Below are 25,294 nucleotides of genomic sequence, written 5' to 3'. Positions count from 1 at the left end.
TCGTTCCGCCCGGCGACCGCGACGAGCGCGATAGTGGCTCGCCACGGTCGTTCGCGACATGCCAGTCGCATTAGAGCGTCAACCGCATTTGCCTTGTACAACGTTCCGCCCCGGCACGATCGGACACAGTTCGCAGAATCGATCGCGGCCCTACCAGGAGAGAAAACCCATGACAGACCCCGCCCAGGTTCTTCCCAAGGCCAAGAAATCGGTAGCCCTGAGCGGCACGGCTGCCGGTAATACCGCGCTTTGCACCGTTGGTCGCAGCGGCAACGACCTGCATTACCGCGGCTACGACATCCACGACCTCGCCACGAAGTCGACCTTCGAGGAAGTCGCGCACCTGCTCGTGCATGGCGTGCTGCCGACCGCCTCGCAGCTGAAGGCCTACAAGGCCAAGCTCAAGCGCCTGCGCGGGCTGCCGGCGATCGTCCAGGAAGCGCTCGAACTCGTTCCCGCCAACGCGCATCCGATGGATGTGCTGCGTACCGGCTGCTCGGTTCTCGGAACCGTCCTGCCCGAACGCGAGGCGCATCCGGCGTCCGAAGCGCGCGACATAGCCGACAAGCTGATCGCCAGCTTCGGTTCGATGCTGCTGTACTGGTGGCATTTCACCCGCAACGGCCGTCGCATCGACGTCGAAACCGACGACGACAGCGTCGCCGCGCATTTCCTGCACCTGCTGCATGGCGAAGAGCCGTCGCAGCTGCATGCCGATTCGCTCGACAAGTCCCTGATCCTGTACGCCGAGCACGAGTTCAACGCCTCGACTTTCACCGCGCGCGTGATCGCGGGCACCGCTTCGGACCTGCATTCGTGCATCACCGGCGCGATCGGTGCACTGCGTGGTCCCAAGCACGGCGGCGCCAACGAAGTGGCGATGGACATCATCAGCCGTTACGGCTCGGCGGACGAAGCGGAAGCCGACATCCGCGCGCGCATGGAGCGCAAGGAAATCATCATCGGCTTCGGCCACCCGGTCTACACGATCGGCGATCCGCGCAATCCGATCATCAAGGGACTCTCGCGCAAGCTGTGCAGGGACGGCGGCAACCAGACGCTTTTCGACGTGTCCGAGCGCATCGAGAACCTGATGATGGACACCAAGAAGATGTTCCCGAACCTCGACTGGTACAGCGCGAGCGCGTACCACATGATGGGCATCCCGACGCCGATGTTCACCCCGCTGTTCGTGATCGCGCGCACCACCGGCTGGAGCGCGCACGTGATCGAGCAGCGCGAGGACGGCAAGATCATCCGCCCGAGCGCGAACTACATCGGTCCGGAAGATCGCGAATACGTGCCGATCGAAAAGCGCTGATAGCGCGCATCGGATCCAAAAACGAAGGCCGCGCATTGCGCGGCCTTCGTCATTTCGAAGCGGTGATTCGGTCAACCCAGACCTTCCGCCCGCAACGCCGCCTGCACGCCGGGATCCGCATCCATGCGCTGTTTGAACGATGCGAGGTTGTCGAGGCCGGTCAGGTCGATGCCGCAGCTATCCGCCCAGCGCAGGGTGATGTAGAGGTACGGGTCCGCATAGCTGCGAAAACCCGCGAGCCACTGCCGGCCTTCCAGTTGCGCGTTCGCCCGTTCGAACTGCACGCGCACGTTCTTTCGCGCCTGTGCCTTCACCGCATCGTGGTGGATCTCGTCGGCGAGATAACGCGCAGGACCGAAGATCGGCTTGAACGCCGGATGCAGGTCCGAATTGACGAAGGCGAGCCAGCGATTGGCCTCGGCCCGCTCGCGCGCGCTGCCGTCGCCGGCCAGTCGCGCCTGCGGCCACGTATCGGCGATGTAGCCGAGGATCGCGGCGTTCTGGGTGAGGACATAGTCGCCATGGCGCAATGCCGGCACGGCACCGGCCGGATTGATCGCCAGGTACTCGGGCGACTGGCGCCGCTCGCGCGATACGAGTTCGACTTCGAACTCGCCGCCCGTCCACTGCAGCACGATGTGGTCCGCCGTCGAGCATGCGCCAGGCGAGGAATAAAGCTTCATGGTGCCCCTGCGGGTCTGGAAAGAAGCGGCGACTATCGCCCGTGGCGACGTCGGGCCTCAATCGCGCCCGCGCAACATTGCGTTACGTGCGGGCAAAAAAAGATCCGCGCGAGGCGGATCCGGAAGGCGAAGCGGGCTTCGCTCTTCGAAACTTCAGGAATCGTGCCTGCGCGGCTCGAGCGACTGCACCTTATAGAAGGTGTGGTCGCCGATCGTCGCGACCTGGTAGGCGTTGCGCCAGGACGGACTGGCGATGCCCAGGGCGGCGAAATGGCTCGCGCCCGGCACGATTTCCTTGCGCTGGCCGGCGGGCAGGGCCCAGTTGTTCTCGGCTTCCAGCGCCACCGTCACCGCGCGGGCCCAGGCCTCGGGGTTGGCGACCCGGGTGGAAGGCGGGACGAGGCTCGGCGCGAACTGCTTGTTCGCGGTCACCACGTCGCAGAGGGTGTCGCCCCACAGGCCGCTGTCGCGGCGGCGCAGGGCGACCTCGGCGACCGCCTGCTGGCCCCGGACCGACTGGTCGCGGGCTTCCAAGTACACGGTGGTGCTGAGGCACAGCGAATCGGCGGATTGCGGCGGCAGCACGGAGGCCAACCACAGGATCCAGGCGAGTTTCATGTCGTACTCCTTGCTCCGTTGGCCGGGCCGCACTTCGGCGTCGTCTCCTTGCGGAGGCGGGCGCCTGGGGCGAAATCCGGTATGGCGTTCTAGGGAGGGCGGCGCGCTCTCTGGCGTGCTTTGCCCGGGCATCGGGACCACGCAATTGGCGTGGGCGCTGCGACGGTGCCGCCGGGGGCGGCTGAAAAGTTGGCGCAAGGTAGCGGCGGGTTTCCTAACGGCGGCTGAATAGGAGACCCCGGTCACGGATTGTGCGCCGGGCCCCTTCGGTGCTAGGCGGAGGCCGTCTCCGGTGCCCGTTCAGCCGAATGCAAACGCGTCGAGCGCCAGTGTTCCGAGCTCATGCGAACGGTGCAGGACCCGCACCTCGGTCGGCCCACCGGCGGCGCCGAGTGCCACGAACAGCGGCATCAGATGCTCGGTAGTGGGGTGGGCGCGACCCGCGTGGGGCGCCAGTTCGCGCCACTCGAGCAGGGCGGCCAGGTCGCCGGCGGCGAGCCGTTCGTGCATCCAGCCAGAAAATTCGCCGGCCCACGGCGCCAGGGGCGCGTCCCGGTGCCGCCAGTCGAGATCGCCCAGGTTATGGACGAAGCCGCCGGACCCGATCACCAGCACGCCTTCCTCGCGCAGTCCGGCCAGCGCGCGCCCGAGCGCGTAGTGCCAGGCGGCGTCCGCCGTCGGATTCACCGACAGCGGTACCACCGGGATATCCGCCAGCGGGTACATCCGCCGAAGCGGAACCCAGACGCCGTGATCGAGACCGTGTCCCGGGCGAATCTGTCCCGAGAGCCCCGACTGCGCCAGGCGCGCGACGACGGTTTCGGCCAGTTCGGGTTGCCCGGGGGCGGGGTAGCGGATCGCGTACAGCGGTTCGGGAAAACCGCCGAAGTCATGCACGGTGTGCGGCCGGTCGTGGCCGCCCGCCGTCGGACGGTCCGCCGTGAAGTGCGCCGAGGCGACCAGGATGGCGCGCGGCCGCGGCAGCGTCGTGCCCAGCCTGTCCAGGAAGCGTCCCGCCGGGGAATCCTCGACCGCGAGCATCGGCGAGCCATGGGAGAGGAAGAGGGCGGGCAACCGGGTCGTGACGTTCATGCCGTCAACATGGCGTGCCGGCGCAGGGATTCCAATTGCCGGCCTGCGCAGATGTGTTCCCGCCTGGCGACAATCGCCCATCGGATCCGCGCCGCCCACGCCAGCCACCACGGAGCAGGCCATGAGTACCCGCGATCTTCGCTCCAGTGTCCGCCCGCCGCCGGATCCGCCGATGGTCGCCGTCGCCGACTACGTGATCGACTACCGCATCACGTCGGAAGAAGCATTCGATACCGCGCGCTACGTGCTGCTCGATTCGCTGGCGTGCGCGGCATTGGCGATGGATCACGCCGCATGCGTGAAGCACCTCGGGCCGCTCGTTCCGGGTGCCGACATGCGCGACGGCGCGCGCGTCCCGTTCACGCGCCATGCGCTGGATCCCGCGCAGGCCGCCTACAACATCGGGACGCAGATCCGCTGGCTGGATTTCAACGACACCTGGCTGGCCGCCGAGTGGGGGCATCCGTCGGACAACCTCGGCGCGATCCTCGCCGTCGCCGACTATCTCGGCCGAAAGGCCGGTGCGAATGGCGCAAACGGACCGACCGTGCGCGACGTGCTCGGGTACGCGATCAAGGCGCACGAAATCCAGGGCTGCTACGCATTGAAGAACGCGTTCAATCGCGTCGGCCTGGACCACGTGATCCTGGTACGTCTCGCGTCCGCCGCGGTGGTCACGCGGATGCTGGGCGGCGGCCGGGACGAAGTGATCGCTGCGGTGTCGCACAGCTGGATGGACAACGGCGCGCTGCGCACGTATCGGCATGCGCCGAACACCGGGCCGCGCAAGAGCTGGGCGGCGGGCGATGCCTGCCGGCGAGCGGTGGTCCTCGCCCTGAATGCGCGGAAAGGCGCGGACACGTGCCCGGGTGCACTGAGTACGCCGGTCTGGGGCTTCTACGACGTCGCGTTCGAGGGCAAGCCCTTCGAGTTCGAGCGCCCCTTCGGCAGCTACGTCATGGAGAACGTCCTGTTCAAGATCGCCTTCCCCGCCGAATTCCATGCGCAGACCGCGGTGGAATGCGCGCTGCGACTGCATCCCGAGGCAGTTGGCCGGCTCGATGCCATCGAGCGGATCGTCCTGGAAACGCAGGAAGCGGCCCTGCGCATCATCGACAAGACCGGACCGCTCGCGAATCCGGCCGATCGCGATCACTGCCTCCAGTACATGGTCGCCGTGCCGCTCATCTTCGGACGCCTCACCGCCGACGATTACGACGATGCCGTCGCTGCCGACCCGCGCATCGATGCGCTGCGGATAAAGATGGTGGTCGCGGAAAACCCCGCCTTCACCCGGGATTACCACGATCCGGACAAGCGCAGCATCGGCAACTCGATGCAGGTGATCTTCAAGGACGGGACATCGACCGAGCGGATTTCCATCGATTACCCACTGGGTCATCGCCGTCGGCGGACCGAGGCGGTGCCGCTGCTGATGGCCAAGTTCGAAGCCGCCATGCGGGCACGACTCGCGCCGGCGCAGGTCGACGACCTGCTTGAACTGGTGGCGACGCCGGCGACGCTGGATGCGCTTCCGCTCACCGGATTCATGGCCCGATTGACACGCGTGTGACGGTGCGCGGAAGCCGCTGCCGATCCTCGCGAAAGGCAAGCAATTTGCGGTTTTTTTAACGTGGTCTTCACTGCGGCGCCCATAGCCTGCGCCGTGGTGGCGTTGCCGTTCAGCAACCCGTCGAATTCAGGATCCGCCCGCTCGTGGTTCCCCATATTCAAGGAGCAGAAAAATGAAAAAGAATCTTCTCTGCGCCGCCCTGCTGGGTGGTTTGAGCGTTGCCCACATCGCGCATGCCCAGGACTTCGACGATCGCTGGTACCTGACGGGCTCGGTTGGCTTCAACATCCAGGACAACGACCGCGACACCCGAAACGCGCCCTTCGGCGCGATCGGCTTCGGAAAGTTCCTCTCGCCCAACTGGTCGCTGGACGGTGAACTCAACTACCAGAAGCCGGTGTGGGATTCGAACCAGGACCTCAACTGGAGCCAGTACGGCATTTCCTTCGACCTGCGTCGTCACTTCATCGCCGAAGGCCGCAACTGGAATCCCTACATCGTGATGGGGCTGGGCTATCAGCGCGAGGAAATCGAATCGGACAACTTCCCGAATCCCGATTCGCCGTTCGAGGAAGAAGAGGGCGCCGTCGCCGGCAAGTTCGGTATCGGCATGCAGGGCGACATGGGGCGTTATGGCATCCGCGCCGAACTGGCGTATCGCGCCGTCGCGATCAACGACACCCGCGCGCAACTGCTGCTCGATGATCCGCCGCCGGAGCGCAACGACGGCGAAGACTGGTATGGCGATGTGCTGGCGTCGATCGGCATCGTCGTGCCGCTCGGCCCCGAGCCCGCCCCGGCCGCGCCGCCGCCGCCGCCGGCTCCGAGCTGCGCCGACGGCGACGACGACGGCGACGGCGTGAACAACTGCGACGACAAGTGCCCGGGTTCGCAGGCGGGCCAGACGATCGGTCCGGACGGCTGCCCGGTGCCGGTGTCGATCGACCTGAAGGGCGTGAACTTCGACTTCGACAAGTCGACGCTGCGTCCGGATGCGGTGCAGATCCTCAACGAGGCCGTCGAGATCTTCAAGCGCTATCCGGAGCTGAAGGCGGAAGTGGCCGGCCACACCGACCAGTGCGGTACCGACGCGTACAACCAGTCGCTGTCGGAGCGTCGTTCGCGCGCCGTGTACGACTACCTGACCAGCAACGGCATCGACGCTGCGCGTCTGACCGGTCCGAACGGCTACGGCGAGAGCCGTCCGCTGGAAGACATGGGCCAGACCATGCCGGGCTGCAAGAGCGAGCGTAACCGCCGCACCGAGCTGAACGTCCAGAACTGAGCGGACGCCAGCGGGACACCGAAGCCCGGCCTCGTGCCGGGCTTCGTTTTGGGGCGTGGGAAGCTGAACGGAGGGTTACGTCAGGTCCTTCAAGCACAACGTTAAGCGATGTTAACAATCGCGCCCGAAGGTGTATGATCCGCCGGCCAGAGATCGTGAATGGGGGTCACGCTTGCTGGGCCGATCCCGGTCACAGTTTCAGTGCCGTGAGTTGTTTCCCGACATTTCTAAGGAGTCAGAAATATGAAGATCCGCTTGTTGAGCACAGCGCTGCTCGCTGGCCTGGCGTTTGCGCAGACCGCCAACGCGCAGGATTTCGATGATCGCTGGTACCTGACGGGTTCCGCCGGCATCAACGTTCAGGACAACGACCGCGGTACGCGCAATGCCCCGTTCGTGGGCCTGGGCGTCGGCAAGTTCATCAGCGACAACTGGTCGCTGGACGGCGAGCTGAACTACCAGAATCCGCACAACGACGCGAACCAGGACCTCAACTGGAGCCAGTACGGCATCTCGCTGGATCTGCGTCGCCACTTCATCGCCGAAGGCCGCAACTGGAATCCCTACGTGCTGATGGGCCTGGGCTACCAGCGTTCGGAAGAAGAGTTCGATGCCTTCCCGAACCCGGACTCGCCGGGCGAGCGTGAAGACGGCAACCTGGCCGCCAAGGTCGGTATCGGCATGCAGGGCGACATGGGCAGCTACGGCATCCGTACCGAGCTGGCCTACCGCGCCGACTTCGACGACCAGAGCGTTGGCGGTGCCGCCGATGAAGACTGGTTCGGCGACGTGCTGGCTTCGGTCGGCGTGATCGTGCCGCTGGGCGCTGCCCCGGCTCCGGCCCCGGCTCCGGCTCCGGCCGCCCCGAGCTGCTCGGACGGCGACGACGACGGCGACGGCGTGAACAACTGCGACGACAAGTGCCCGGGTTCGCAGGCGGGCCAGACGATCGGTCCGGACGGCTGCCCGGTGCCGGTGTCGATCGACCTGAAGGGCGTGAACTTCGACTTCGACAAGTCGACGCTGCGTCCGGATGCGGTGCAGATCCTCAACGAGGCCGTCGAGATCTTCAAGCGCTATCCGGAGCTGAAGGCGGAAGTGGCCGGCCACACCGACCAGTGCGGTACCGACGCGTACAACCAGTCGCTGTCGGAGCGTCGTTCGCGCGCCGTGTACGACTACCTGACCAGCAACGGCATCGACGCTGCGCGTCTGACCGGTCCGAACGGCTACGGCGAGAGCCGCCCGCTGGAAGACATGGGCCAGACCATGCCGGGCTGCAAGAGCGAGCGTAACCGCCGCACCGAGCTGAACGTCCAGAACTGAGCGGACGCCAGCGGAAACACCGAAGCCCGGCCTCGTGCCGGGCTTCGTTTTTTGCGGGCCAAAAGCTGCCGGCGAGCCTCATCGACCTGGCTGCGTTTCCGCGGATCGAAATTCGCTGCAGCCGAAGCAAATTGCCGAGCTGCGATGCGTTCGCCTGCACGCGCCTGCACGCGCCTGCACGGAGCATCGCATCCGTCCGCGCTACACTCCCGGCACGACGACTCGCGGAGACGATACCGATGCAACGCCTACTGACCGGTTTGTTCTGCTTCGGGCTCGCGGGCGTCGTCCAGGCACAGGCCGGCGCGTCCTGCGTTGCGTCGGCGGGTTCCGGATTGCCGGTGCAACCCACGCTGGTCGCGCCGCTGTCGCCGGAGCTGACTGCGCCGACGCACCAGCTCGGCGCGCCTACCGGCGTGCTGGCCCAGGCATTCGACGAGACCTTGTCCGTCGATAACGTCCTGCTCCGCCTGCGACTGGAAAGCTGTCTCGCGGTCGCCAAGGCCACTCCGGCCACGGCGCCGGCGTTGCCGCCATCATCCAGCCCGGCCGCGTACCAGCCCAAGACGCAGTACGACAACACGCCGTGGCGCTTCGACATGAGCCAGAACGGCAAGCGCATGACGGCCGAGGAGTTCGATGCGTGGATGAAGGCGCGCGGGGTGCGCGTGGCGAAGGGCGCGCCTCCGGCCGCCGTGCCCGCGGAAGCGCCGAAGCCATCCGAAAAGAACGAAAAGAAGAAGTAAGCCGGATATCCGCATGGCCATGAGGCAGGACGCACCGCGCCACGGCCTGGCCCGGGTGTTGTCCAAGCGCGGCATCTGCTCGCGCAGCGAAGCCGAACGCTGGGTCGCCGCCGGCCGTGTCAGCGTGGACGGACGGATCGTCCGCGATCCGCAATTCCCGATCGCCGGCGACGGACGTCAGCGCATCGCAGTGGATGGACAGCCGCTCGATGCAATCCGCCCGCTTTACGTGATGCTCAACAAGCCGCGCGGCCTGGTCACGACGGCGCGCGACGAGCGTGGCCGCGACACGGTCTACCGCTGCTTCGAAGGCGCACAGGTCGACGGGCGTCCGTTGCCCTGGCTGGCGCCCGTCGGTCGTCTCGATCAGGCGAGCGAGGGCCTGCTGCTGTTCTGCAACGACCCGGCATGGGCGGCGCGCATCACCGATCCGCAGACCGGGCCCGACAAGACCTATCACGTCCAGGTGAACGCGATTCCCGATGCGTCGCTGCTCGAAGCGTTCACGCAGGGCACCGTCGACGACGGCGAAATGCTTCGCGCGAAGTCGGCGCGCCTGCTGCGCGCGGGCGAGCGCAATGCCTGGCTCGAAGTGAGCCTCGACGAAGGCCGCAACCGGCACATCCGCCGTCTGCTTGCCGCGTTCGACATCGAGGTGCTGCGCCTGGTGCGCGTCGCGATCGGCCCGCTCGAGCTGGGCGATCTCGCCAAGGGGCAGTGGCGCATGCTGGAAGCGCCGGAAGTCGCCGCCCTCTCCTGAATGCGTACTGCGCCGTTCCCGGCGCAACGCAAATGTGCCACGCCGCACGCTATCCGCAGCGGGCCTGCCCTGCGTCGCGGCCGCTTTCGTGAAACTGTGGCTGTTCGCACCCTTTTTTTCCGGGCGGGCGTGGTTTCTTACGCACCGCACCCGGCGAACGGGGATTTTGGGGAACTCCACATGCGCAAGATTCTGGTGGCACTGCCGTGCCTGCTTTTCAGCGGAACCCTCCTGGCCAGCCAGGCGCCCGCGTTCGACACCCACCGCGGCGCCGACAGCATCCTCATGGCGACGGCGCTCGATGCCAGCCACGCCGGGAATGCGCCGGTCATCCGCATGGACGGCACGCTCGAAGCGGCCAAGGGCAAGAAGAAGACTGCCAAGGCAGCGTCGAAGCCTGCCGCCGCTCCGGCCACGCTGGCGCCCGACAGCAAGCGCTTCAACATGACGCAGGACGGGAAGAAGATGACTGCCGACGACTTCGATGCGTGGATGAAGAAGAACGGCTACCGCGTCGCCACCGGCGCCCCGGCGACGCCGAAGGAAGAAGAGCCGAAGAAGGGCTCGAAGTAACCTCTCCAAGCGGAACGCCTCGCACCGGCCCTGGGGGGGAGCCGGTCGAGGCGTTTTTGTTTGCGCTGTCGCTGGAGTCCTGCATCAGGAATCCGCGACGCAGGCGACTCGCGCAGCGCACCGCTGCGCGAACCGAAAATCAACCCTTGATGACGCCCAGCTCGCGGCCGATCTTCACGAAGGCGGCGATTGCGCGATCCAGGTGATCGCGCGTGTGCGCCGCCGACATCTGCGTGCGGATGCGCGCCTGGCCCTGCGGCACGACGGGGAAGAAGAAGCCGATCGCGTAGATCCCTTCCTCCAGCAGGCGCGCCGCGAACTTCTGCGCCAGCGGCGCGTCGTACAGCATCACCGGCGAGATCGGATGCACGCCCGGCTTCACGTCGAAGCCGGCAGCGGTCATCTGCTCGCGGAAGTAGGCGGTGTTCTCCGCCAGCTTCTCGCGCAGGTCGCCCGCGGCGGCCAGCATTTCGAACGCCTTGATCCCCGCGGCCACCACGTGCGGCGGCAGCGAGTTGGAGAATAGGTAGGGACGCGAGCGCTGACGCAGCAGTTCGATCACTTCGCGCTTCGCCGTGGTGAAGCCGCCCAGGGCGCCGCCCATCGCCTTGCCCAGCGTGCCGGTGAAGATGTCGATCTTGTCCATCACGCCCTTCACTTCGGCGGAACCGCGACCGGTCTTGCCGAGGAAGCCGGTGGCGTGGCATTCGTCGATGTGCACGAGGGCGCCGTACTTCTTCGCCAGCGCGGTGATTTCGTCCAGCGGCGCGATGAAGCCGTCCATCGAGAACACGCCGTCGCTGGTGATCATGATCGTGCGCGCGCCGTCGGCCTTGGCCTGCTGCAGTTGTTTCTCCAGATCCGCCATGTCGCAGTTGGCGTAACGGTAGCGCCTGGCCTTGCACAGGCGCACGCCGTCGATGATCGAGGCGTGGTTGAGCGCGTCGGAGATGATCGCGTCCTTCTCGTCCAGCAGCGGCTCGAACAGGCCGCCGTTGGCGTCGAAGCAGGCGGCGTAGAGGATGGTGTCCTCGGTGCCGAAGAAGTCCGCGATCGTCTGCTCCAGCTGCTTGTGCAGATCCTGCGTACCGCAGATGAAGCGCACCGAGGCCATGCCGAAGCCGTGCGTGTCGAGCGCTTCCTTCGCCGCCGCGATCACGTCGGGATGATCGGCCAGGCCGAGGTAGTTGTTGGCGCAGAAGTTCAGCACCGTGCGGCCGTCTTCGAGCGTGATCTCGGCGGACTGCGGCGAGGTGATGATGCGCTCGGACTTGAACAGGCCGGCGGCGCGGATTTCGTCGAGGGTGTCGGCGTAGCGTTGGGTGAGAGTCATAGGGGAGAGTGAAGAGGAGTCAGGAAAGAGTGGGGGAAACGCGATTGGGGGTTCGGGGGAGTGACTTCTACTCGTTTCTCACTCCTCACCACTCTCCACTCGCCTTCAGTTCCAGCTCAGCACGACCTTGCCGGCCTTGCCCGATTCCATCAGTTCGAAACCCTGCTGGAACTCGTCGATCGGCAGCTGGTGCGTCAGCACCTTGCCGAGGGGGAAACCGCCCTGCACGAGCTGCGTCATCTTGTACCAGGTCTCGTACATGCGACGGCCGTAGATGCCCTGCAGGGTGAGGCCCTTGAAGATCACCTTGTCCCAGTCGGCGCCGGCGCCCTTGGGCATGATGCCGAGCATCGCGATCTTGCCGCCGTGGTACATGCAGTCGAGCATGTCGTTGAAGGCGCGCGGATTGCCGCTCATTTCCAGGCCCACGTCGAAGCCTTCCATGTGCAGGTCCTTCATCACGTCCTTCAGCGACGTGTTGGTGACGTTGACCACGCGCGTGGCGCCCATGTCGGCGGCGAGCTTGAGGCGGTAGTCGTTGACGTCGGTGACCACCACGTTGCGCGCGCCGATGTGCTTGCAGATGCCCGCGGCGATGATGCCGATCGGGCCGGCGCCGGTGATCAGCACGTCCTCGCCGACGACGTCGAATTCCAGCGCGCAGTGCGCGGCGTTGCCGTAGGGATCGAAGAACGCCGCCAGCTCGCTCGGGATCTGATCGGGGATCGGCCACAGGTTCGAGGCCGGCATCACGATGTATTCGGCGAACGCGCCGTCGCGGGTCACGCCGATGCCGACGGTGTTCGGGCACAGGTGCTGGCGACCGGCGCGGCAGTTGCGGCAGTGGCCGCAGACGATGTGGCCTTCGGCCGACACGCGCTGGTTGATCTTGTAGCCGGTGACGCCGGGGCCCATGTCGACGATGCGGCCGACGAATTCATGGCCGATCACCAGGCCGGGCTTGATCGTGCGCTGGCTCCACTCGTCCCACAGGTAGATGTGCAGGTCGGTGCCGCAGATCGCGGTCTTCTCCAGCTTGATCAGCACTTCGTTCGGGCCGGGCGCCGGCACCGGCACCTGTTCCATCCAGATGCCCTTGGTGGCTTCGCGCTTGACCAGCGCCTTCATCGTTTGCGACATGGGGTTGCCTTGCGTGGGAGCCGCGCGGGGCACGGCGAGAGGAGCGAAATTATACGCCCGGCCCGCGTCGCGGCCGGGCGAGCGCTTTGCCGGACGTGCCGTCGCAGCGGATTTGCGGGAGATTGCTGCCGGATGGTTTGCCGCATGCGCCAGGCTTCGCCTATCGTCGCCCGCTCCTCATGCCGCCGCGATCTCGAATGACCACCATGCGCCGCCGTTTGTTGCCTCTGGCCCTGTCGTTGCTCCTGGCCAACGCCGCCCATGCCGACGAGGGCATGTGGATGCCGTCGCAACTGCCCGGCATCGCCCAGCAGATGAAGGCGGCGGGGTTCAAGGGCAATCCGCGCGAACTCTCCGAACTCGCCAGGGCGCCGATGAACGCCATCGTGAAGGTCGGCGGCGCCAGCGGCGCGTTCGTCTCCGACCAGGGCCTGGTGCTGACCAACCACCATGTCGCTTTCGGGGTCATCCAGTACAACAGCAAGCCCGGGCGCGACCTGATCCGCGACGGCTACATCGCCGCCGATCGCAGCGCGGAGCTGCCGGCGAATCCCGATTACCGCGTGCTCGTCACCACCGGCTTCGACCGCGTGACCGACCGCATCCTCGCCGATGCGAAGGGCAAGCGGGGGCGCGCGTACTACGACGCCGTGGACGGCGCGACCAAGGCCGTCGTCGCCGAATGCGAACGCGAGGCCGGCTATCGCTGCAGCGTCGCCAACATGTACTACGGCACCGACTTCTACCTGGTGCGTCAGCTCGAGCTGCGCGACGTGCGCCTGGTCTACGCGCCGCCGAACGCGATCGGCAACTACGGCGGCGAAGTCGACAACTTCATGTGGCCGCGCCACGCCGGCGACTTCACCCTGCTGCGCGCCTACGTCGGCAAGGACGGCAAGCCCGCGGACTATTCGCCGGACAACGTGCCGTTCGTGCCGCCCTCGCACCTGCAGGTGTCGACGCAGGACTTCAGGGAAGGCGACTACGCGATGCTCGCCGGCTATCCGGGCGTCACCTTCCGTCATCGCATGGCCTCGGAATTTGCCAACCAGGTGGAATGGCAGCTGCCGTCGCGCGTCGCGTTGTACCATCGGATGATCGACACGATCGAAGGCACGGCGGCGAAGGACGAAGCCGCGCGCGTCGCCTACGCTTCGCAGCTGCGCAGCCTGAAGAACAGTCTCAAGCGTGCGCAGGGCGAACTCGACGGCCTGCGGCGCAGCGATGCGGTGCGCGTGCGTCGCGAGGACGAGCAGGCGATGTATGCGTGGCTCGACCAGCAACCCGATGCCGCCACGACGCGCGCCGATATCTCCGCAGCACAGGCCGTGCTCGACCGCGCCACGGCGGTGCGCGAACGCGACCAGCTGCTGGGCGCGATCGTCGCGCAGACGCAGCTGCTGAAGTCGGCGGTGACCCTGCAGCGCCTGGCCCACGAGCGCAGCAGGCCCGACGCGGAACGCGAACGCGGCTACCAGCAGCGCGATGAAACGCTGATTGCCGGCCAGCTGCGGCAGGTGCAGCGCCGCTACGCGCCGCACGTCGAAAAGGCGCTGCTGGCCGAGCTGGTCGGCCAATACCAGGCCCTGCCGGCGCCGCAACACGTGGCGGAATTCGATGCGGTGTTCGGCGCGGCGTCGCAGCTGCAGCAGAAGCTGGATGCGTTGTACGCCGGTACGAAACTCGACGCCGAAAGCGAGCGACTGAACGCGATGCAGGCCGACCGCGCGACGCTGGCGGCGTCGGGCGATACGCTGCTGCAGGCCGCGGCGACGCTGTTGCCGGCGATCCTGCGTCTGGAAGACGAGAACAAGGCCAGCAGTGGCGAACTGCTGCGCCTGCGCCCCGCCTACATGCGTGCGTTGATCGGCTTCCGCAAGTCGCAGGGGCGTGCGGTCTATCCGGATGCGAATTCGACCCTGCGCGTGAGCTACGGCCGCGTGAGCGCGCTGGATCCCCGCGATGGCGTGCACTACACGCCGCTGACCACCGTGCAGGGCATCGTCGAGAAGCACACCGGCACCGATCCATTCGATGCACCGCAGACGCTGCGCGACGCGATCGCGAAGAGCGATTTCGGCAACACCGCCGAGCCCAGCCTGGGCACGCAGACCGTGGACTTCCTCACCAACCTGGACACGACCGGCGGAAACTCCGGTTCGGCGGTGATGGACGCGCGCGGCCGCCTGATCGGCCTGAACTTCGACAGCAACTGGGAAGCGGTGAGCGCGAGCTGGATGTTCGATCCGCGCTACAAGCGCGCGATCCATGTCGACCTGCGTTACCTGCGCTGGCTGCTTGCCAAGGTGTACCCGGCGCCGCACCTGCTGAAGGAAATGAATCTGCCGGCGGAGTGAATCCGTCAGCGAATAGGGTGTCTCCGGAGGAACGATCTGGCGTCCCTCTCCCCGCTTGCGGGGAGAGGGGGCCCAACGGGCGGGTGAGGGGAGCGAGCGCAGCGAGCTGCTGTTGCTGTTGCATATCGAAATCAACAGCAACTCGCTACGCTCGCTCCCCCTCATCTGCCCCCCGATTAAAGCATTCGGGGGCAGGCTCTTCGGGCATCTTCTCCCCGCAGGCGGGGGGAAGAAAATTCTTCAGGTAACGCGCCTCAATCGATCGCGTAATCGAACGTATAGAAGTGCGCGCCGTCCTGCGCGATATCGATCTGCATGCGCCCATGCAGTCCGGTCAGTTCATCCGTGCCCGAATCGGGCACCACCGTGAGCGTCAGCGAAGCCTCCCCGCGATTCATCACGCCGTTGTGCTGCATCATGAAGCGGCCCTTGCGGCCCTGCAGCGTGCCGACGAGATGTTCGACCGCCACGTAGCCGGCGGAGCCCGTCGCGGGATTGCCCGCGCTGAGCATCTCCACCACGCTGGTCGCGTCCAGGTCGCCGTGGAAGCGCTTCTCGAAGCGGATGCGGCCGAAGCTGGCATCGCCGCCGGCATCGACGGTCTCCATGGCGGTGCGCTTCACGTCGAAGCTGCCCTTCACCTGTTGGGTCGTCACCTGCTGGTTCATGCGTCGCGTCCTCGAGCGGGGGAGGGCGCATCGTACGCGCCTGCTGCATGCGATTTCATAAGCAACGGTTGCGAATCCGCCCCGGACCTCTGCTAGGCTGTGCCCGTCGCGGATTCCCATGCCAGCCGGCCCCGTCTCCCGACCCGTGAGTAACACCGCGTCCACGCCCCGTGCGACGCATGCGTTCCGCAACCGCTGCATCCGTTGCCCGACGCCACAGGTCCACGCAGTGCCGGCTACGCAGGCTTTCCGCGCTCCCCTCACTACAGGAGCTTGCGATGAAAGTACTGGCCTGCGATGGCATCCACGAAGACGGTCTGGCCCTGTTCCGCGATGCGGGCTGGGACGTCCTCGTCGCCAACGAACCGATCAAGGACCCCCAAGTCCTCGCCCTGGCGCTCGCCGACGTCGATGCGGTGCTGGTGCGCTCGGCCACCAAGGTGCCCGCCGAAGCGCTGGTTAACGTGCCCAACCTCAAGGTGATCGGCCGCGCCGGTGCCGGCGTCGACACCATCGATGTCGAAGCCGCCACGGCCAAGGGCATCGCGGTCATGAATGCGCCCGACGGCAACACGCTCGCGGCGGCCGAACACGCGATCTCGCTACTGTTCGCACTGGCCCGCCACATTCCGCGCGCCGACGCGGGCATGAAGGCCGGCGAATGGCCCAAGGCCGGCCTCACCGGCTTCGAACTGGAAGGCAAGAAGCTCGGCGTGATCGGTCTGGGCCGCATCGGCGGCACCGTCGCGCGCAAGGCACAGGGCATCGGCATGGAAGTGGCCGCATACGATCCGTTCCTGCCGGCCGCCGCGGCGGGCAAGGGCAGCGTGCCGCTGAAGACGCTCGACGAACTGCTCGCATGGGCTGACATCGTCACCCTGCACATCCCGCGCACCAGGGACACGACCAACCTGCTGTCGGAAGAGCGCATGCGCGCGATGAAGCAGGGCGCGTACATCATCAACGCCGCACGCGGCGGCCTGGTCGACGAAGCCGCGCTGCTGCGTCTGCTCGACGAAGGCCAGATCGCCGGCGCCGCACTCGACACCTTCGCCACGGAACCGCTGCAGGCCGAATCGCCGTTGCGCAAGCATCCCAAGCTGATCCTTACCCCGCACCTGGGCGCGTCGACGAGCGAGGCGCAGCAGGCGGTGAGTACGATCCTTGCGCGTCAGATCATTGATTTCGTCGCCACCGGAGCCGTTGCCGGCTGCGTCAACCTGCCGCCGCTCACCGCCGAAGCCGCGCGCGAAGTCGGTCCGTGGATGCCGCTGATGACCGCGCTGGGCAAGCTCGCCGCGCGCCTGGTCGACGCACCGACGAAGCTCACCATCACCTATGCCGGCCGCACCGAGGCGCTCGACACGCGTCCGCTGACGCGGCTGCTGGTGGCGGCGTTGCTCGGCACGCATTCGGGCCGCGTCACGCCCGTCAATGCGTTGCAGGAAGCCGCGGGCCGTGGCCTGGTCGTCGCCGAAACCGTGGGCGGCGACGGCGACGGTTTCGATCGCCTGCTGCGTATCCGCGTCGAAGGCGGCAAGAAACCGCGCGAGATCGAGGCGACACTGCATCGCGGCCCGCGCGTGGTGCGTCTGGACGGCGTGGAGATCGAATTCGATCCGCAGGCCAGCGTGCTGCTCATGCGCAACGAGGACCGGCCCGGCATGATCGGCACGGTGGGTTCGCTGCTGGGTTCGGCGGGCATCAACATCGTCAACTTCGCGCTCGGCGCGGCCGGCGATGGCCAGGCGCGCGCGGCGATCACCGTCGACCAGCCGCTGAGCGACCAGCAGCTCGACACCTTGCGCGCGACGCCGGGCGTGCTGTCGTTGCAGCAGGTCTGAGGGCGAGGGGAGAGGGGAGAGGAGTGAGAAACGAGTAAAGGCGAGTTCAGCCGTTTCTTCACTCACTTCTACCTTCGGTTTCCCCTCGGTTCCTGCGACGAAGAAAATCAGTGCCTGTTCTTCGCGTGCAGTTCCCCTCCCGCTTTCCCTGCTTCTTGATGTCACTCGTTTCTCACTCCTCTCCACTCTCTTCTCGCTCCTGCCATGAAAATCCTCCTCGCCCGCCACGGCGAAACCCCCTGGAACGCCGAAGGCCGCTACCAGGGCCAGGAAGACATCCCGCTCTCGCCGATCGGCGAAGTGCAGGCGCGCGCGCTGGGCGAACGCCTCGCCGACGTGCGCATCGACCGCGCCGTCGCTTCGCCCCTGGTACGCGCGGCACGCACCGCGCAGCTCGCCTTGGGCGACGAACGCGCGGCGATGCTCACGCTCGATGCGGGGCTGAAGGAAATCGCGCACGGCACCTGGGAAGGATTGTTGGCGGAGGAAATCCGCCAGCGCGATCCCGAGCTGATGCACGCGTGGCGGCATGCACCGCATGAAGTACTGATGCCGCAGGGCGAATCGCTGCAGCACGTGCTCGATCGCGCCTGGCCCGCCTTCGCTCACGCATGCGCCGGCATGGGCGCGCACGAGACGCTGCTGGTGGTCGCGCACGATGCGGTCAACCGCGTGTTGCTGTGCCGCATCCTCGGCATGCCCTTGTCGAAGCTGTGGTCGTTCCGGCAGGCGCCGACGACGCTCAACCTGCTCGAAGGTCCCGATGTGGATCACCTCGACGTGGTGCGGTTGAACGATTGCAGCCACCACACGGCGTTGTTCGGGGAGGCGGTGCATCGGGCGTTGTAGGCTCGACTTTTCCAGTCGACGCGCCACGTCCTCTCACCCTGCGTTGATTCGCAATGCTGTCCCTCGCTCTGCCCCGGCCCTTGCGCGTAGCGCAAGGGCGTTCAGTCGGACATGCGCCCGTGGCGCATAAGCGTCCGCCTTCACCCCGCAAGCGGGAAGAGGGGCGTGTAAAGCAGGCGAAAAACTTTCCCTTCTCGCCGCAAAGCGGGGAGAAGATGCCCCGAAGGGGCGGATGACGGGCGCTTTTGGCGTTGAGCGTTGCACGCGAAACCCCCAAGGCGGGCCAGGGCCCGCCCTACAATTTCCCCATGCCGCAAACGCTCGCCGACTGGCTCGATTACATCGAGCGCCAACACCCAAAATCCATCGACATGGGCCTGGAGCGCGTGCGCGAAGTCGTAGCGCGCATGCAGTTGCCGAAACCGGCGAAGAAGGTCATCACCGTCGCCGGCACCAACGGCAAGGGCTCGACCGTCGCCTTCATCGAGGCCATCGCGCGCGCCGCGGGCTGGAAGGTCGGCGCCTATACCTCGCCTCATCTGCTCGCCTACAACGAGCGCGTCCGCATCGGCGGCGCCGATGCCGCCGACGCGGACCTGGTCGCCGCCTTCGCAGCCGTCGAAGCCGCGCGCCTGAGCCCCGCGCCCTCCGGCGCAGCGCTTTCAAGCCCCTCTTCCCCCGGGAGAGGGGTTGGGGTGAGGGTCCGGCGAAGCGACGCTGCTTCAGACACCCTTCGCACCTCCCACCCCTCATCCGCCGCTGCGCGCCACCTTCCCCCTGTCATGGAAGGGAAGGGCGAGATCCCACTCACCTACTTCGAATACGGCACGCTCGCCGCGCTCTGGCTGTTCGCGCGCAGCGGCCTGGACCTGGCCATCCTCGAAGTCGGCCTCGGCGGCCGCCTGGACGCTACCAACCTCGTCGACGCTGACGTCGCCGTAATCACCACGGTCGACCTCGACCACCAGGACTACCTCGGCGACGACCGCGAAGCGATCGGTTTCGAGAAGGCCGGCATCGCCCGTGCGTGGAAGCCGCTGGTGCTGGGCGAGGACGATCCGCCGGCGAGCGTGCTGCGCCACGCCTACGCGATCGGCGCCAACACGCTGCGCGCCGGTTGCGACTTCTTCTTCGTCGGGCCGCAGGGGCAGGGCAACCGCTTCATGCCCACCGACATGACGCTGCCCGCCGCGGACCACTGGACCTGGCGCGAGACCCGCCGCGCGCTGGACAACCTGCCGCTGCCGCAACTGGCCGCACCGGCGCAACTGCGCAATGCCGCGGCGGCCATCGCGGCCCTGCACGCGCTCGGCAAAAAGCTGCCGGCTGCGGCGGTCGCCCAGGGCGTGGCGCAGGCCCAGGTGCGTGGGCGGCTGCAACGCTTCGCCTGCGATGGTGTGGAGGTCGTCGTCGACGTCGCGCACAACCCGCAGGCCGCGCGCGAGCTGGCCGACTGGCTTGGCCTGGATCCACCGGTCGGGCGGACGCAGGCGGTGTTCGCCGCGCTCGGCGACAAGGACGTGCGCGGCGTGGTGGAAGCGCTGGCCGACCGCATCGACACCTGGCACCTGGCCGGGCTGGCCGACAGCGGCCCGCGCGGGCTGGACGTGGCGGCCTTCGCCGCGCGGCTGGACGGCACGGCCGCGGACGGCGGCATGCGTCACGCCGACGTGGCCACGGCGCTGGAAGCGGCCGTCACCCAGGCGGGCCCGGGCGATCGCGTCCTCGTCTTCGGCTCGTTCCATACCGTCGGTGCCGCATTGCGCTGGCTGGAGATGCGCGCGTAGGCCCGTCGCGCAACCATCTCCCCACCGCCGCGTGCCGTGGCCTCCCTTCAGGCCCGACTCCGGCGGCACGGCTATAATTCGCGCGCCCCAACCCCCGAGGCCCCCGATTCGATGGAACCCGCCCTGAAGCAGCGAGTGGTCGGTGCAGTTGTGCTGGTGGCGTTGGCGGTGATCTTCCTGCCGATGCTGGTCAAGGGACCGGCGCCGGAAAGCGGCGTTTCCGACGTGCCGCTCAAACTCCCCGACGCGCCGCCCGGCGACGGGACGATGCAGACCCGCGAGTTGCCGCTGGTCACGCCCGGCGCGGCGCCGACCACCGGCGTCGTCGGGATGGACGCCACCCAGGCCGACGACACCGACGCTGCGGCCTCGACGACGATGCTGCCGGCCGCCACCGCGGGCGGCGATTACGCCGTGACCTTCGGTCGCTATGCGACGGCCGCCGACGCCGACAAGGTCGTCGCCGCCCTGAAGAATTCGCAGTTGCCGGGTTACCAGGAAACGACGACCGACAACGGCCGCACGCTCTACAGCGTCCGCATCGGCCCTTACGCCACGCAGGCCGACGCGGAAGCCGCCCGCCTGCGCGCCGCGCATGTGCGCGACGACGTGGGCGCACGCGTCATCACGCTGAATGCGGACGCGGCAGCGGCGACGGAAACGGCCGCGACCGCGACCGCGACGGCACCGTCCGCTGCGCCAACGGCCCCCGCCGCCAGCACGACGAGCGCGAAACCCGAACCGGCCCCTGAAACGCGGGCGGCCGCAACGAAGCCCGCCGAACCCGCACCCAAACCGGCGACGCCGAAATCCCCGGCGCCCAAGCCCGCCGAACCGGTGGCCACCGCCACCAGGCCTGCGGCGCCCGCGGCCGCCGATACCGGATTCGCGGTGCAGTTGGGTGCCTTCGCGAGCGCCGAGGAGGCCAACAAGCTGCGCGACCGTGCGCGCGCCGCCGGTCTGCGCGCCTTCGTCGAATCGGTGCGCACCGACAAGGGCGTGCTCAGCCGCGTCCGCGTCGGACCGGTGCTGACGCGCGCGGAAGCCGACCAGCTCAAGGCGCAGGTCGCGCTGAAGCTCGGCATCGGCGACGCGATCGTCAAACCGCATCCATGAGGTTGCGGTGCTCCCCATCCCTTGCCCCGCTGGCGGAGCGAGGGACCGCTTCGCGGAGCGAAGCAGGGTGAGGGGCCATGACGTGCAGGCAGACAGGAGCAACACGCCATGACGGCGCTGGACTGGGTACTGCTGCTGATCGTCGGCGTGTCGGGCCTGCTCGGCCTGCTGCGCGGGATGATCGGCGTGGTGATGTCGCTGGTGGCCTGGCTGCTGGCCGGACTGGCCGCGTATGTCTTCGGCGGCGACGTGGGTCGCAGCCTGGTGACGGACGGACAGCTGGGCTGGGGCGAGTACCTCGGCGGTTACGCGCTGAGCTTTGCCGCCGTGTGGATCGCGGTGGCGCTGGTCGGACTGGTCGTGCGGCGCATCGCGCACGAAGCGGGACTGTCGGGCGTGGACCGCCTGTTCGGCTTCGGTCTCGGCGTGGTGCGCGGGCTGTTCTTCGCCTGCGTGCTGGTGCTGCTGCTCGGGCTGACCAGCGTTCCCGGCACGCGCGCGTGGCATGCCTCCAACGGCGTCGCGCTGCTGCTGCCGGTGGCGCAGTGGATGCGCGCCGCGATGCCGCCCTGGATGGCGCAACGCGTGGATCTGGAAGGCCGCGGCACCTCGCTGCAGGCGCAGGTCCAGGCCCAGGCCAGACAACTCGAGCGGGCCATGCCGGAAGGACTGCCCGCGTCGCTTCCCGAGGCGCTGACGAGTGGCGCGCTGCCGGAAGCGATTCCTGAAATCCTCCCGTCGGTGACACCTGGCAAGCAGGCGCCACCGGCGGATCCGAAACTGGTCACCCCGGATCCGCCCGCGCCCGGTTCAGCACCGGACGAAAAGCGGGTCCACTGAAGAAAGAAGGTTCACTGCTATGTGCGGCATTCTCGGAATCGTCGGCCACACGGATGTCGCCGCCCAGCTCTACGACGGCCTGACGGTGCTGCAGCACCGCGGCCAGGACGCGGCGGGCATCGCCACCGCCGACGGCGGCAAGCTGCGCGTGCACAAGGGCAACGGCCTGGTCAGCGACGTCTTCGACGAGGACTCGATGCAGCTGCTGCAGGGCAAGTTCGGCATCGCCCACTGCCGCTACCCGACCGCGGGTTCGGAAGGCTCCGACGAGGCGCAGCCGTTCTACGTCAACTCGCCCTACGGCATCGCGCTGGCGCACAACGGCAACCTGATCAACACCGAGAAGCTCCGTCGCGAGGTCTTCGAGCAGGATCGCCGCAACGTCAACACCGAGTCGGATTCGGAAGTGCTGCTCAACGTGTTCGCGCACGAACTCGACACGCAGAAGGCGCTGACGCCCGAGGCCGTGTTCCGCGCCATCGAAGGCGTGAACCGCCGCTGCGTCGGCGGCTACGCCGTGGTCGTGTCGGTGCTGGGCCTGGGCCTGGTCGCGTTCCGCGATCCGCACGGCATCCGCCCGCTGGTGCTGGGCAAGCGCACCGGCAAGGGCGGCGACGAATACGCGGTGGCTTCCGAATCGGTCGCCCTGGACCTGCTCGGCTTCGAGCGCCTGCGCGACGTCGCCCCGGGCGAGTGCGTGGTGATCACCGCGCGCGGCGAGCTGTTCACGAAGCAGACCGCGCCCGCGCAGGAGCACACGCCGTGCATCTTCGAGTACGTGTACTTCGCCCGCCCCGACTCGATGATGGACAACATCTCGGTGCACAAGGCGCGCATGCGCATGGGCCAGAAGCTCGGCGAGAAGATCCTGCGCCTGATGCCAGACCACGACATCGACACCGTGATCCCGATCCCGGACACCTCGCGCGACGCGGCGCTGGAAATCGCCAACGTGCTGGGCGTGAAGTACCGCGAGGGCTTCATCAAAAACCGCTACGTCGGCCGCACCTTCATCATGCCGGGGCAGGGGCAGCGCTCGAAATCGGTGCGCCGCAAGCTCAACCCGATCCCGCTGGAATTCCGCAACCGAGTGGTGCTGCTGGTCGACGACTCGATCGTGCGCGGCACCACCTCGCAGCAGATCGTGCAGATGGCGCGCGACGCCGGCGCGCGCAAGGTGTATCTCGCCTCCGCCGCGCCGCCGGTGCGCTATCCGAACATCTATGGCATCGACATGCCGTCGGCCGAGGAACTCGTCGCGCACGGTCGCAGCGAGGAAGACGTGCAGAAGCTGCTCGGCTGCGACTGGCTGATCTACCAGGACCTCAGCGACCTCGAGGACGCCGTGTCCGGGCCGAAGCAGCACCTGGAGCACTTCGATTCGTCGTGCTTCAACGGCCACTACGTGACCGGCATCGAGGAAGGCTATTTCGAGCGCATCAAGCAGCTGCGTTCGGACGAGGCCAAGAAGACAAGGCGGGCTTCGTAGGCGCGCGTTGTTATGCCGTCGCTCGTATGTATCCGCGAAGGTGAGTGCTTCAGCTCGTCATCCTGCACCAGTGATGCCCCAGTTGGTGTGGGGTTTTAGTCGTCATTCCCGCGAAAGCGGGAATCCAGTGACTTTGCCTTTACCGACTGCATCACTGCCGCGGAATTACCGACATTGGCCGCCGCGCGACGGCGAAAGACACTGGATTCCCGCTTTCGCGGGAATGACGAGCTGAAGCATGACCGACCTCTTCACCGCCGCCCGCACCTGCCTCGAGGCTTCCACGCCCGAGGAAAAGCTCGCGCGCACCTTCGAGGCGGCCGAAGCCTTCGCGTGCGGCGAACTGGCGATTCCCGCGGACGCCCCCGCGCCCGAACCGATCCGCATGCCCGGGCGTCCCGCCCGCCCGAAGCTCGTGCATCCGCGCGAACTGCCGCGCCGCGGTTTCGGCACGAAGGAAGGCCTCGCCGCCTTCATCCACGCCGTCGCCCACATCGAGTTCAACGCGATCGACCTCGCCTGGGATGCCGCGTACCGCTTCCGCGACCTGCCGGCGGATTTCTACGGCGATTGGGTGCGTGTCGCGCATGACGAGGCGCGCCATTTCGCCATGCTGCGCGAACGACTGCAGCAGCTGGGCCACGACTACGGCGACTTCGACGCGCACAACGGCCTGTGGGAAATGGCGGAGAAGACCGCGCACGACGGTCTCGCGCGCATGGCGCTGGTGCCGCGCGTGCTGGAGGCGCGCGGGCTGGACGTGACGCCGGGGATGATCGTGAAGCTGCGCTCGCTCGGCGATGCAGCGACCGCGGACATCCTGGAGGTGATCCTGCGCGAGGAAGTTGCTCACGTCGCCGCCGGATCGCGCTGGTACCGCTGGTACTGCGAGCGCGCCGGCGTCGAGCCGCGCGCTGGCTTCCGCGAGCTGCTGCGCGAGTACGCCAGCGGCGTGTTGCATGGACCGTTCAACATCGAGGCGCGGCTGGCGGCGGGATTCGACGCGGACGAGCTCGGCAGCCTGCAGGCCGAAGCGGCGGCGAGCCTCACTGCCCGCTAACATCGGCGCGACTAGCGTGCGCGTCCCGCGCATCCCGATGGAGCTCCGCATGCGTACGTGGTCCCCGATCCTGTTGTTGCCGCTCGTGCTGGCGCTGGCGGGATGCCCGCGCGACACGTCGCCGGTTGCGGCGAACGACCCTTCCGCAGCAGAGGCACCTGCCATGCACGATCCCGATCCTGCCGCGCCCGCCCCCGACGATGCGCCCAAAGGCAAGCGTGCCCCGGGCCAGGAAAATGAGCCGCTGATGGCGTGGCGCGCCTTCGGCACCGAGCCGTTCTGGCAGGCGCGCGTGGATGGCGACGACCTGTACTTCTCGACGCCGGAAGACCAGGACGGCCGGCTGATGCACGGCCGTCGCGTGCCGTCGCTGGTTGGCTTCGTCTATATCGGCAAGGACGGCGACACCGACTTCCACCTCGACATCAGTCCGGGCGAATGCAGCGACGGCATGTCGGACAACCGCTACGAGTTTCGCGCGACGTTCATCTACGGCGAGACGACGTACAAGGGTTGCGGCGAGGCGGCGAAGTAGGCGGTGCCCTCGGTAGGGTGGGCTCAAGCCCGCCTGAGGCTGATGTCGTCGCGGGCGCAGCTCGCTGCGCTCGCTTCCCCTCCTCCGGCGCTGCGCGCCACCTTCTCCCCGCAGGCGGGGAGAAGGGAATGCATGACGCGCTTCATCCGCGCGGGCAGGAAATGCACGATCGCGCTTCGCCAGCGCGAGAACCGGATTGCGCGTTGTTCCTTCAGCGGTGGAGACAAGACACGTGCTCGCCATCAGCCGAGGATTCATGCGGGGACGAGCGATCGCTGTCCCTCTTCCCGCCTGCGGGG

22 protein-coding genes are annotated in these 25,294 nt (G+C 67.4%); 16 read left to right on the top strand and 6 right to left on the bottom strand.

Annotated features, from left to right (window positions below; genetic code table 11):
- Window positions 1–169 precede the first annotated feature (169 nt).
- Entirely contained in the window at window positions 170–1,321 is a 1,152-nt protein-coding gene (prpC, locus tag ACFPN1_RS07505; RefSeq protein WP_386754238.1) for a bifunctional 2-methylcitrate synthase/citrate synthase, read from the top strand.
- 71 nt (window positions 1,322–1,392) lie between these two features.
- On the opposite strand, the gene ACFPN1_RS07500 is transcribed toward prpC, so the two are convergent.
- The 3 genes from ACFPN1_RS07500 to ACFPN1_RS07490 form a co-directional block, all read right to left on the bottom strand.
- Entirely contained in the window at window positions 1,393–2,004 is a 612-nt protein-coding gene (locus tag ACFPN1_RS07500) for a glutathione S-transferase N-terminal domain-containing protein (RefSeq protein ID WP_386754237.1), read from the bottom strand.
- Window positions 2,005–2,157: 153 nt separating this feature from the next.
- The gene (locus tag ACFPN1_RS07495) at window positions 2,158–2,622 is read right to left on the bottom strand and encodes a cell wall hydrolase (protein WP_386754235.1); all 465 of its coding nucleotides are present in this window, start codon (window positions 2,620–2,622) and stop codon (window positions 2,158–2,160) included.
- Window positions 2,623–2,922: 300 nt separating this feature from the next.
- A complete protein-coding gene (locus tag ACFPN1_RS07490; protein ID WP_386754234.1) occupies window positions 2,923–3,714 on the bottom strand; it encodes a DODA-type extradiol aromatic ring-opening family dioxygenase in 792 nt (263 codons plus the stop codon).
- Between the two features lie 121 nt (window positions 3,715–3,835).
- Here ACFPN1_RS07490 and ACFPN1_RS07485 point away from each other — a divergent pair, with 121 nt between their 5' ends.
- The 6 genes from ACFPN1_RS07485 (at window position 3,836) to ACFPN1_RS07460 (ending at window position 9,977) form a co-directional block, all read left to right on the top strand.
- Window positions 3,836–5,287 carry a bifunctional 2-methylcitrate dehydratase/aconitate hydratase gene (locus tag ACFPN1_RS07485; protein WP_386754233.1) on the top strand — a complete coding sequence of 484 codons (1,452 nt, stop codon included), beginning with the start codon at window positions 3,836–3,838 and terminating at the stop codon, window positions 5,285–5,287.
- A 172-nt stretch (window positions 5,288–5,459) separates the two neighbouring features.
- On the top strand, window positions 5,460–6,572 hold the full coding sequence (locus ACFPN1_RS07480) for an OmpA family protein (protein WP_386754231.1): 1,113 nt from the start codon (window positions 5,460–5,462) through the stop codon (window positions 6,570–6,572).
- Window positions 6,573–6,815: 243 nt separating this feature from the next.
- A complete protein-coding gene (locus tag ACFPN1_RS07475; protein ID WP_386754230.1) occupies window positions 6,816–7,898 on the top strand; it encodes an OmpA family protein in 1,083 nt (360 codons plus the stop codon).
- Window positions 7,899–8,137: 239 nt separating this feature from the next.
- On the top strand, window positions 8,138–8,644 hold the full coding sequence (locus tag ACFPN1_RS07470; RefSeq protein WP_386754229.1) for a hypothetical protein: 507 nt from the start codon (window positions 8,138–8,140) through the stop codon (window positions 8,642–8,644).
- A 13-nt stretch (window positions 8,645–8,657) separates the two neighbouring features.
- Entirely contained in the window at window positions 8,658–9,404 is a 747-nt protein-coding gene (locus ACFPN1_RS07465; RefSeq protein ID WP_386754227.1) for a pseudouridine synthase, read from the top strand.
- 180 nt (window positions 9,405–9,584) lie between these two features.
- The gene (locus ACFPN1_RS07460) at window positions 9,585–9,977 is read left to right on the top strand and encodes a hypothetical protein (RefSeq protein WP_386754226.1); all 393 of its coding nucleotides are present in this window, start codon (window positions 9,585–9,587) and stop codon (window positions 9,975–9,977) included.
- 139 nt (window positions 9,978–10,116) lie between these two features.
- Here ACFPN1_RS07460 and kbl read toward each other — a convergent pair whose 3' ends face one another.
- Together kbl and tdh are read right to left on the bottom strand one after the other, a co-directional pair.
- The gene (gene kbl / locus ACFPN1_RS07455) at window positions 10,117–11,310 is read right to left on the bottom strand and encodes a glycine C-acetyltransferase (RefSeq protein ID WP_386754225.1); all 1,194 of its coding nucleotides are present in this window, start codon (window positions 11,308–11,310) and stop codon (window positions 10,117–10,119) included.
- Between the two features lie 105 nt (window positions 11,311–11,415).
- Window positions 11,416–12,450 (bottom strand): L-threonine 3-dehydrogenase, encoded by a 1,035-nt coding sequence (tdh, locus tag ACFPN1_RS07450; protein ID WP_386754224.1) that lies wholly within the window; start codon window positions 12,448–12,450, stop codon window positions 11,416–11,418.
- Window positions 12,451–12,656: 206 nt separating this feature from the next.
- Here tdh and ACFPN1_RS07445 point away from each other — a divergent pair, with 206 nt between their 5' ends.
- Window positions 12,657–14,807: a S46 family peptidase gene (locus ACFPN1_RS07445; protein ID WP_386754222.1), complete on the top strand. Its 2,151-nt coding sequence runs from the start codon at window positions 12,657–12,659 to the stop codon at window positions 14,805–14,807.
- A 254-nt stretch (window positions 14,808–15,061) separates the two neighbouring features.
- On the opposite strand, the gene ACFPN1_RS07440 is transcribed toward ACFPN1_RS07445, so the two are convergent.
- Entirely contained in the window at window positions 15,062–15,475 is a 414-nt protein-coding gene (locus ACFPN1_RS07440; RefSeq protein WP_386754221.1) for a DUF3224 domain-containing protein, read from the bottom strand.
- A 278-nt stretch (window positions 15,476–15,753) separates the two neighbouring features.
- On the opposite strand from ACFPN1_RS07440, the gene serA reads away from it, so the two are divergent.
- From serA to ACFPN1_RS07400, 8 genes are all read left to right on the top strand, one after another.
- Window positions 15,754–17,319: a phosphoglycerate dehydrogenase gene (gene serA / locus ACFPN1_RS07435; RefSeq protein WP_386754220.1), complete on the top strand. Its 1,566-nt coding sequence runs from the start codon at window positions 15,754–15,756 to the stop codon at window positions 17,317–17,319.
- Between the two features lie 204 nt (window positions 17,320–17,523).
- Window positions 17,524–18,168, top strand: a complete 645-nt coding sequence (locus tag ACFPN1_RS07430) for a histidine phosphatase family protein (RefSeq protein ID WP_386754219.1) — start codon at window positions 17,524–17,526, stop codon at window positions 18,166–18,168.
- A gap of 308 nt (window positions 18,169–18,476) precedes the next feature.
- Window positions 18,477–19,955 (top strand): bifunctional folylpolyglutamate synthase/dihydrofolate synthase, encoded by a 1,479-nt coding sequence (locus ACFPN1_RS07425; RefSeq protein ID WP_386754218.1) that lies wholly within the window; start codon window positions 18,477–18,479, stop codon window positions 19,953–19,955.
- A gap of 111 nt (window positions 19,956–20,066) precedes the next feature.
- The gene (locus ACFPN1_RS07420; RefSeq protein WP_386754217.1) at window positions 20,067–21,071 is read left to right on the top strand and encodes an SPOR domain-containing protein; all 1,005 of its coding nucleotides are present in this window, start codon (window positions 20,067–20,069) and stop codon (window positions 21,069–21,071) included.
- Between the two features lie 108 nt (window positions 21,072–21,179).
- Entirely contained in the window at window positions 21,180–21,911 is a 732-nt protein-coding gene (locus ACFPN1_RS07415) for a CvpA family protein (RefSeq protein ID WP_386754216.1), read from the top strand.
- Between the two features lie 19 nt (window positions 21,912–21,930).
- Complete coding sequence (gene purF, locus ACFPN1_RS07410; RefSeq protein WP_386754215.1) at window positions 21,931–23,400, top strand: amidophosphoribosyltransferase; 1,470 nt, start codon at window positions 21,931–21,933, stop codon at window positions 23,398–23,400.
- A 238-nt stretch (window positions 23,401–23,638) separates the two neighbouring features.
- Window positions 23,639–24,460 carry a ferritin-like domain-containing protein gene (locus ACFPN1_RS07405; RefSeq protein ID WP_386754214.1) on the top strand — a complete coding sequence of 274 codons (822 nt, stop codon included), beginning with the start codon at window positions 23,639–23,641 and terminating at the stop codon, window positions 24,458–24,460.
- 49 nt (window positions 24,461–24,509) lie between these two features.
- The gene (locus ACFPN1_RS07400; RefSeq protein ID WP_386754212.1) at window positions 24,510–24,995 is read left to right on the top strand and encodes a COG3650 family protein; all 486 of its coding nucleotides are present in this window, start codon (window positions 24,510–24,512) and stop codon (window positions 24,993–24,995) included.
- Window positions 24,996–25,294 lie beyond the last annotated feature (299 nt).

The organism is Lysobacter yangpyeongensis (assembly GCF_042655745.1).
GTDB lineage: Bacteria > Pseudomonadota > Gammaproteobacteria > Xanthomonadales > Xanthomonadaceae > Agrilutibacter > Agrilutibacter yangpyeongensis.
The sequence above is the reverse complement of the archived record's forward strand: the minus strand, read 5'-3'. Positions and strand labels throughout refer to the sequence as shown.

Excerpts from the sequence above, each read along its gene's own strand:
- serA (WP_386754220.1), top strand. The coding sequence starts at position 15,754 with ATGAAAGTACTGGCCTGCGATGGCATCCACGAAGACGGTCTGGCCCTG.
- prpC (WP_386754238.1), top strand. The coding sequence starts at position 170 with ATGACAGACCCCGCCCAGGTTCTTCCCAAGGCCAAGAAATCGGTAGCC.
- ACFPN1_RS07500 (WP_386754237.1), bottom strand. The coding sequence starts at position 2,004 with ATGAAGCTTTATTCCTCGCCTGGCGCATGCTCGACGGCGGACCACATC.
- purF (WP_386754215.1), top strand. The coding sequence starts at position 21,931 with ATGTGCGGCATTCTCGGAATCGTCGGCCACACGGATGTCGCCGCCCAG.
- ACFPN1_RS07440 (WP_386754221.1), bottom strand. The coding sequence starts at position 15,475 with ATGAACCAGCAGGTGACGACCCAACAGGTGAAGGGCAGCTTCGACGTG.
- ACFPN1_RS07465 (WP_386754227.1), top strand. The coding sequence starts at position 8,658 with ATGGCCATGAGGCAGGACGCACCGCGCCACGGCCTGGCCCGGGTGTTG.
- ACFPN1_RS07495 (WP_386754235.1), bottom strand. The coding sequence starts at position 2,622 with ATGAAACTCGCCTGGATCCTGTGGTTGGCCTCCGTGCTGCCGCCGCAA.
- ACFPN1_RS07470 (WP_386754229.1), top strand. The coding sequence starts at position 8,138 with ATGCAACGCCTACTGACCGGTTTGTTCTGCTTCGGGCTCGCGGGCGTC.
- ACFPN1_RS07430 (WP_386754219.1), top strand. The coding sequence starts at position 17,524 with ATGAAAATCCTCCTCGCCCGCCACGGCGAAACCCCCTGGAACGCCGAA.
- ACFPN1_RS07425 (WP_386754218.1), top strand. The coding sequence starts at position 18,477 with ATGCCGCAAACGCTCGCCGACTGGCTCGATTACATCGAGCGCCAACAC.
- ACFPN1_RS07490 (WP_386754234.1), bottom strand. The coding sequence starts at position 3,714 with ATGAACGTCACGACCCGGTTGCCCGCCCTCTTCCTCTCCCATGGCTCG.
- kbl (WP_386754225.1), bottom strand. The coding sequence starts at position 11,310 with ATGACTCTCACCCAACGCTACGCCGACACCCTCGACGAAATCCGCGCC.
- ACFPN1_RS07400 (WP_386754212.1), top strand. The coding sequence starts at position 24,510 with ATGCGTACGTGGTCCCCGATCCTGTTGTTGCCGCTCGTGCTGGCGCTG.
- ACFPN1_RS07475 (WP_386754230.1), top strand. The coding sequence starts at position 6,816 with ATGAAGATCCGCTTGTTGAGCACAGCGCTGCTCGCTGGCCTGGCGTTT.
- ACFPN1_RS07415 (WP_386754216.1), top strand. The coding sequence starts at position 21,180 with ATGACGGCGCTGGACTGGGTACTGCTGCTGATCGTCGGCGTGTCGGGC.
- ACFPN1_RS07485 (WP_386754233.1), top strand. The coding sequence starts at position 3,836 with ATGAGTACCCGCGATCTTCGCTCCAGTGTCCGCCCGCCGCCGGATCCG.
- ACFPN1_RS07480 (WP_386754231.1), top strand. The coding sequence starts at position 5,460 with ATGAAAAAGAATCTTCTCTGCGCCGCCCTGCTGGGTGGTTTGAGCGTT.
- ACFPN1_RS07445 (WP_386754222.1), top strand. The coding sequence starts at position 12,657 with ATGCGCCGCCGTTTGTTGCCTCTGGCCCTGTCGTTGCTCCTGGCCAAC.
- ACFPN1_RS07420 (WP_386754217.1), top strand. The coding sequence starts at position 20,067 with ATGGAACCCGCCCTGAAGCAGCGAGTGGTCGGTGCAGTTGTGCTGGTG.
- ACFPN1_RS07460 (WP_386754226.1), top strand. The coding sequence starts at position 9,585 with ATGCGCAAGATTCTGGTGGCACTGCCGTGCCTGCTTTTCAGCGGAACC.
- tdh (WP_386754224.1), bottom strand. The coding sequence starts at position 12,450 with ATGTCGCAAACGATGAAGGCGCTGGTCAAGCGCGAAGCCACCAAGGGC.
- ACFPN1_RS07405 (WP_386754214.1), top strand. The coding sequence starts at position 23,639 with ATGACCGACCTCTTCACCGCCGCCCGCACCTGCCTCGAGGCTTCCACG.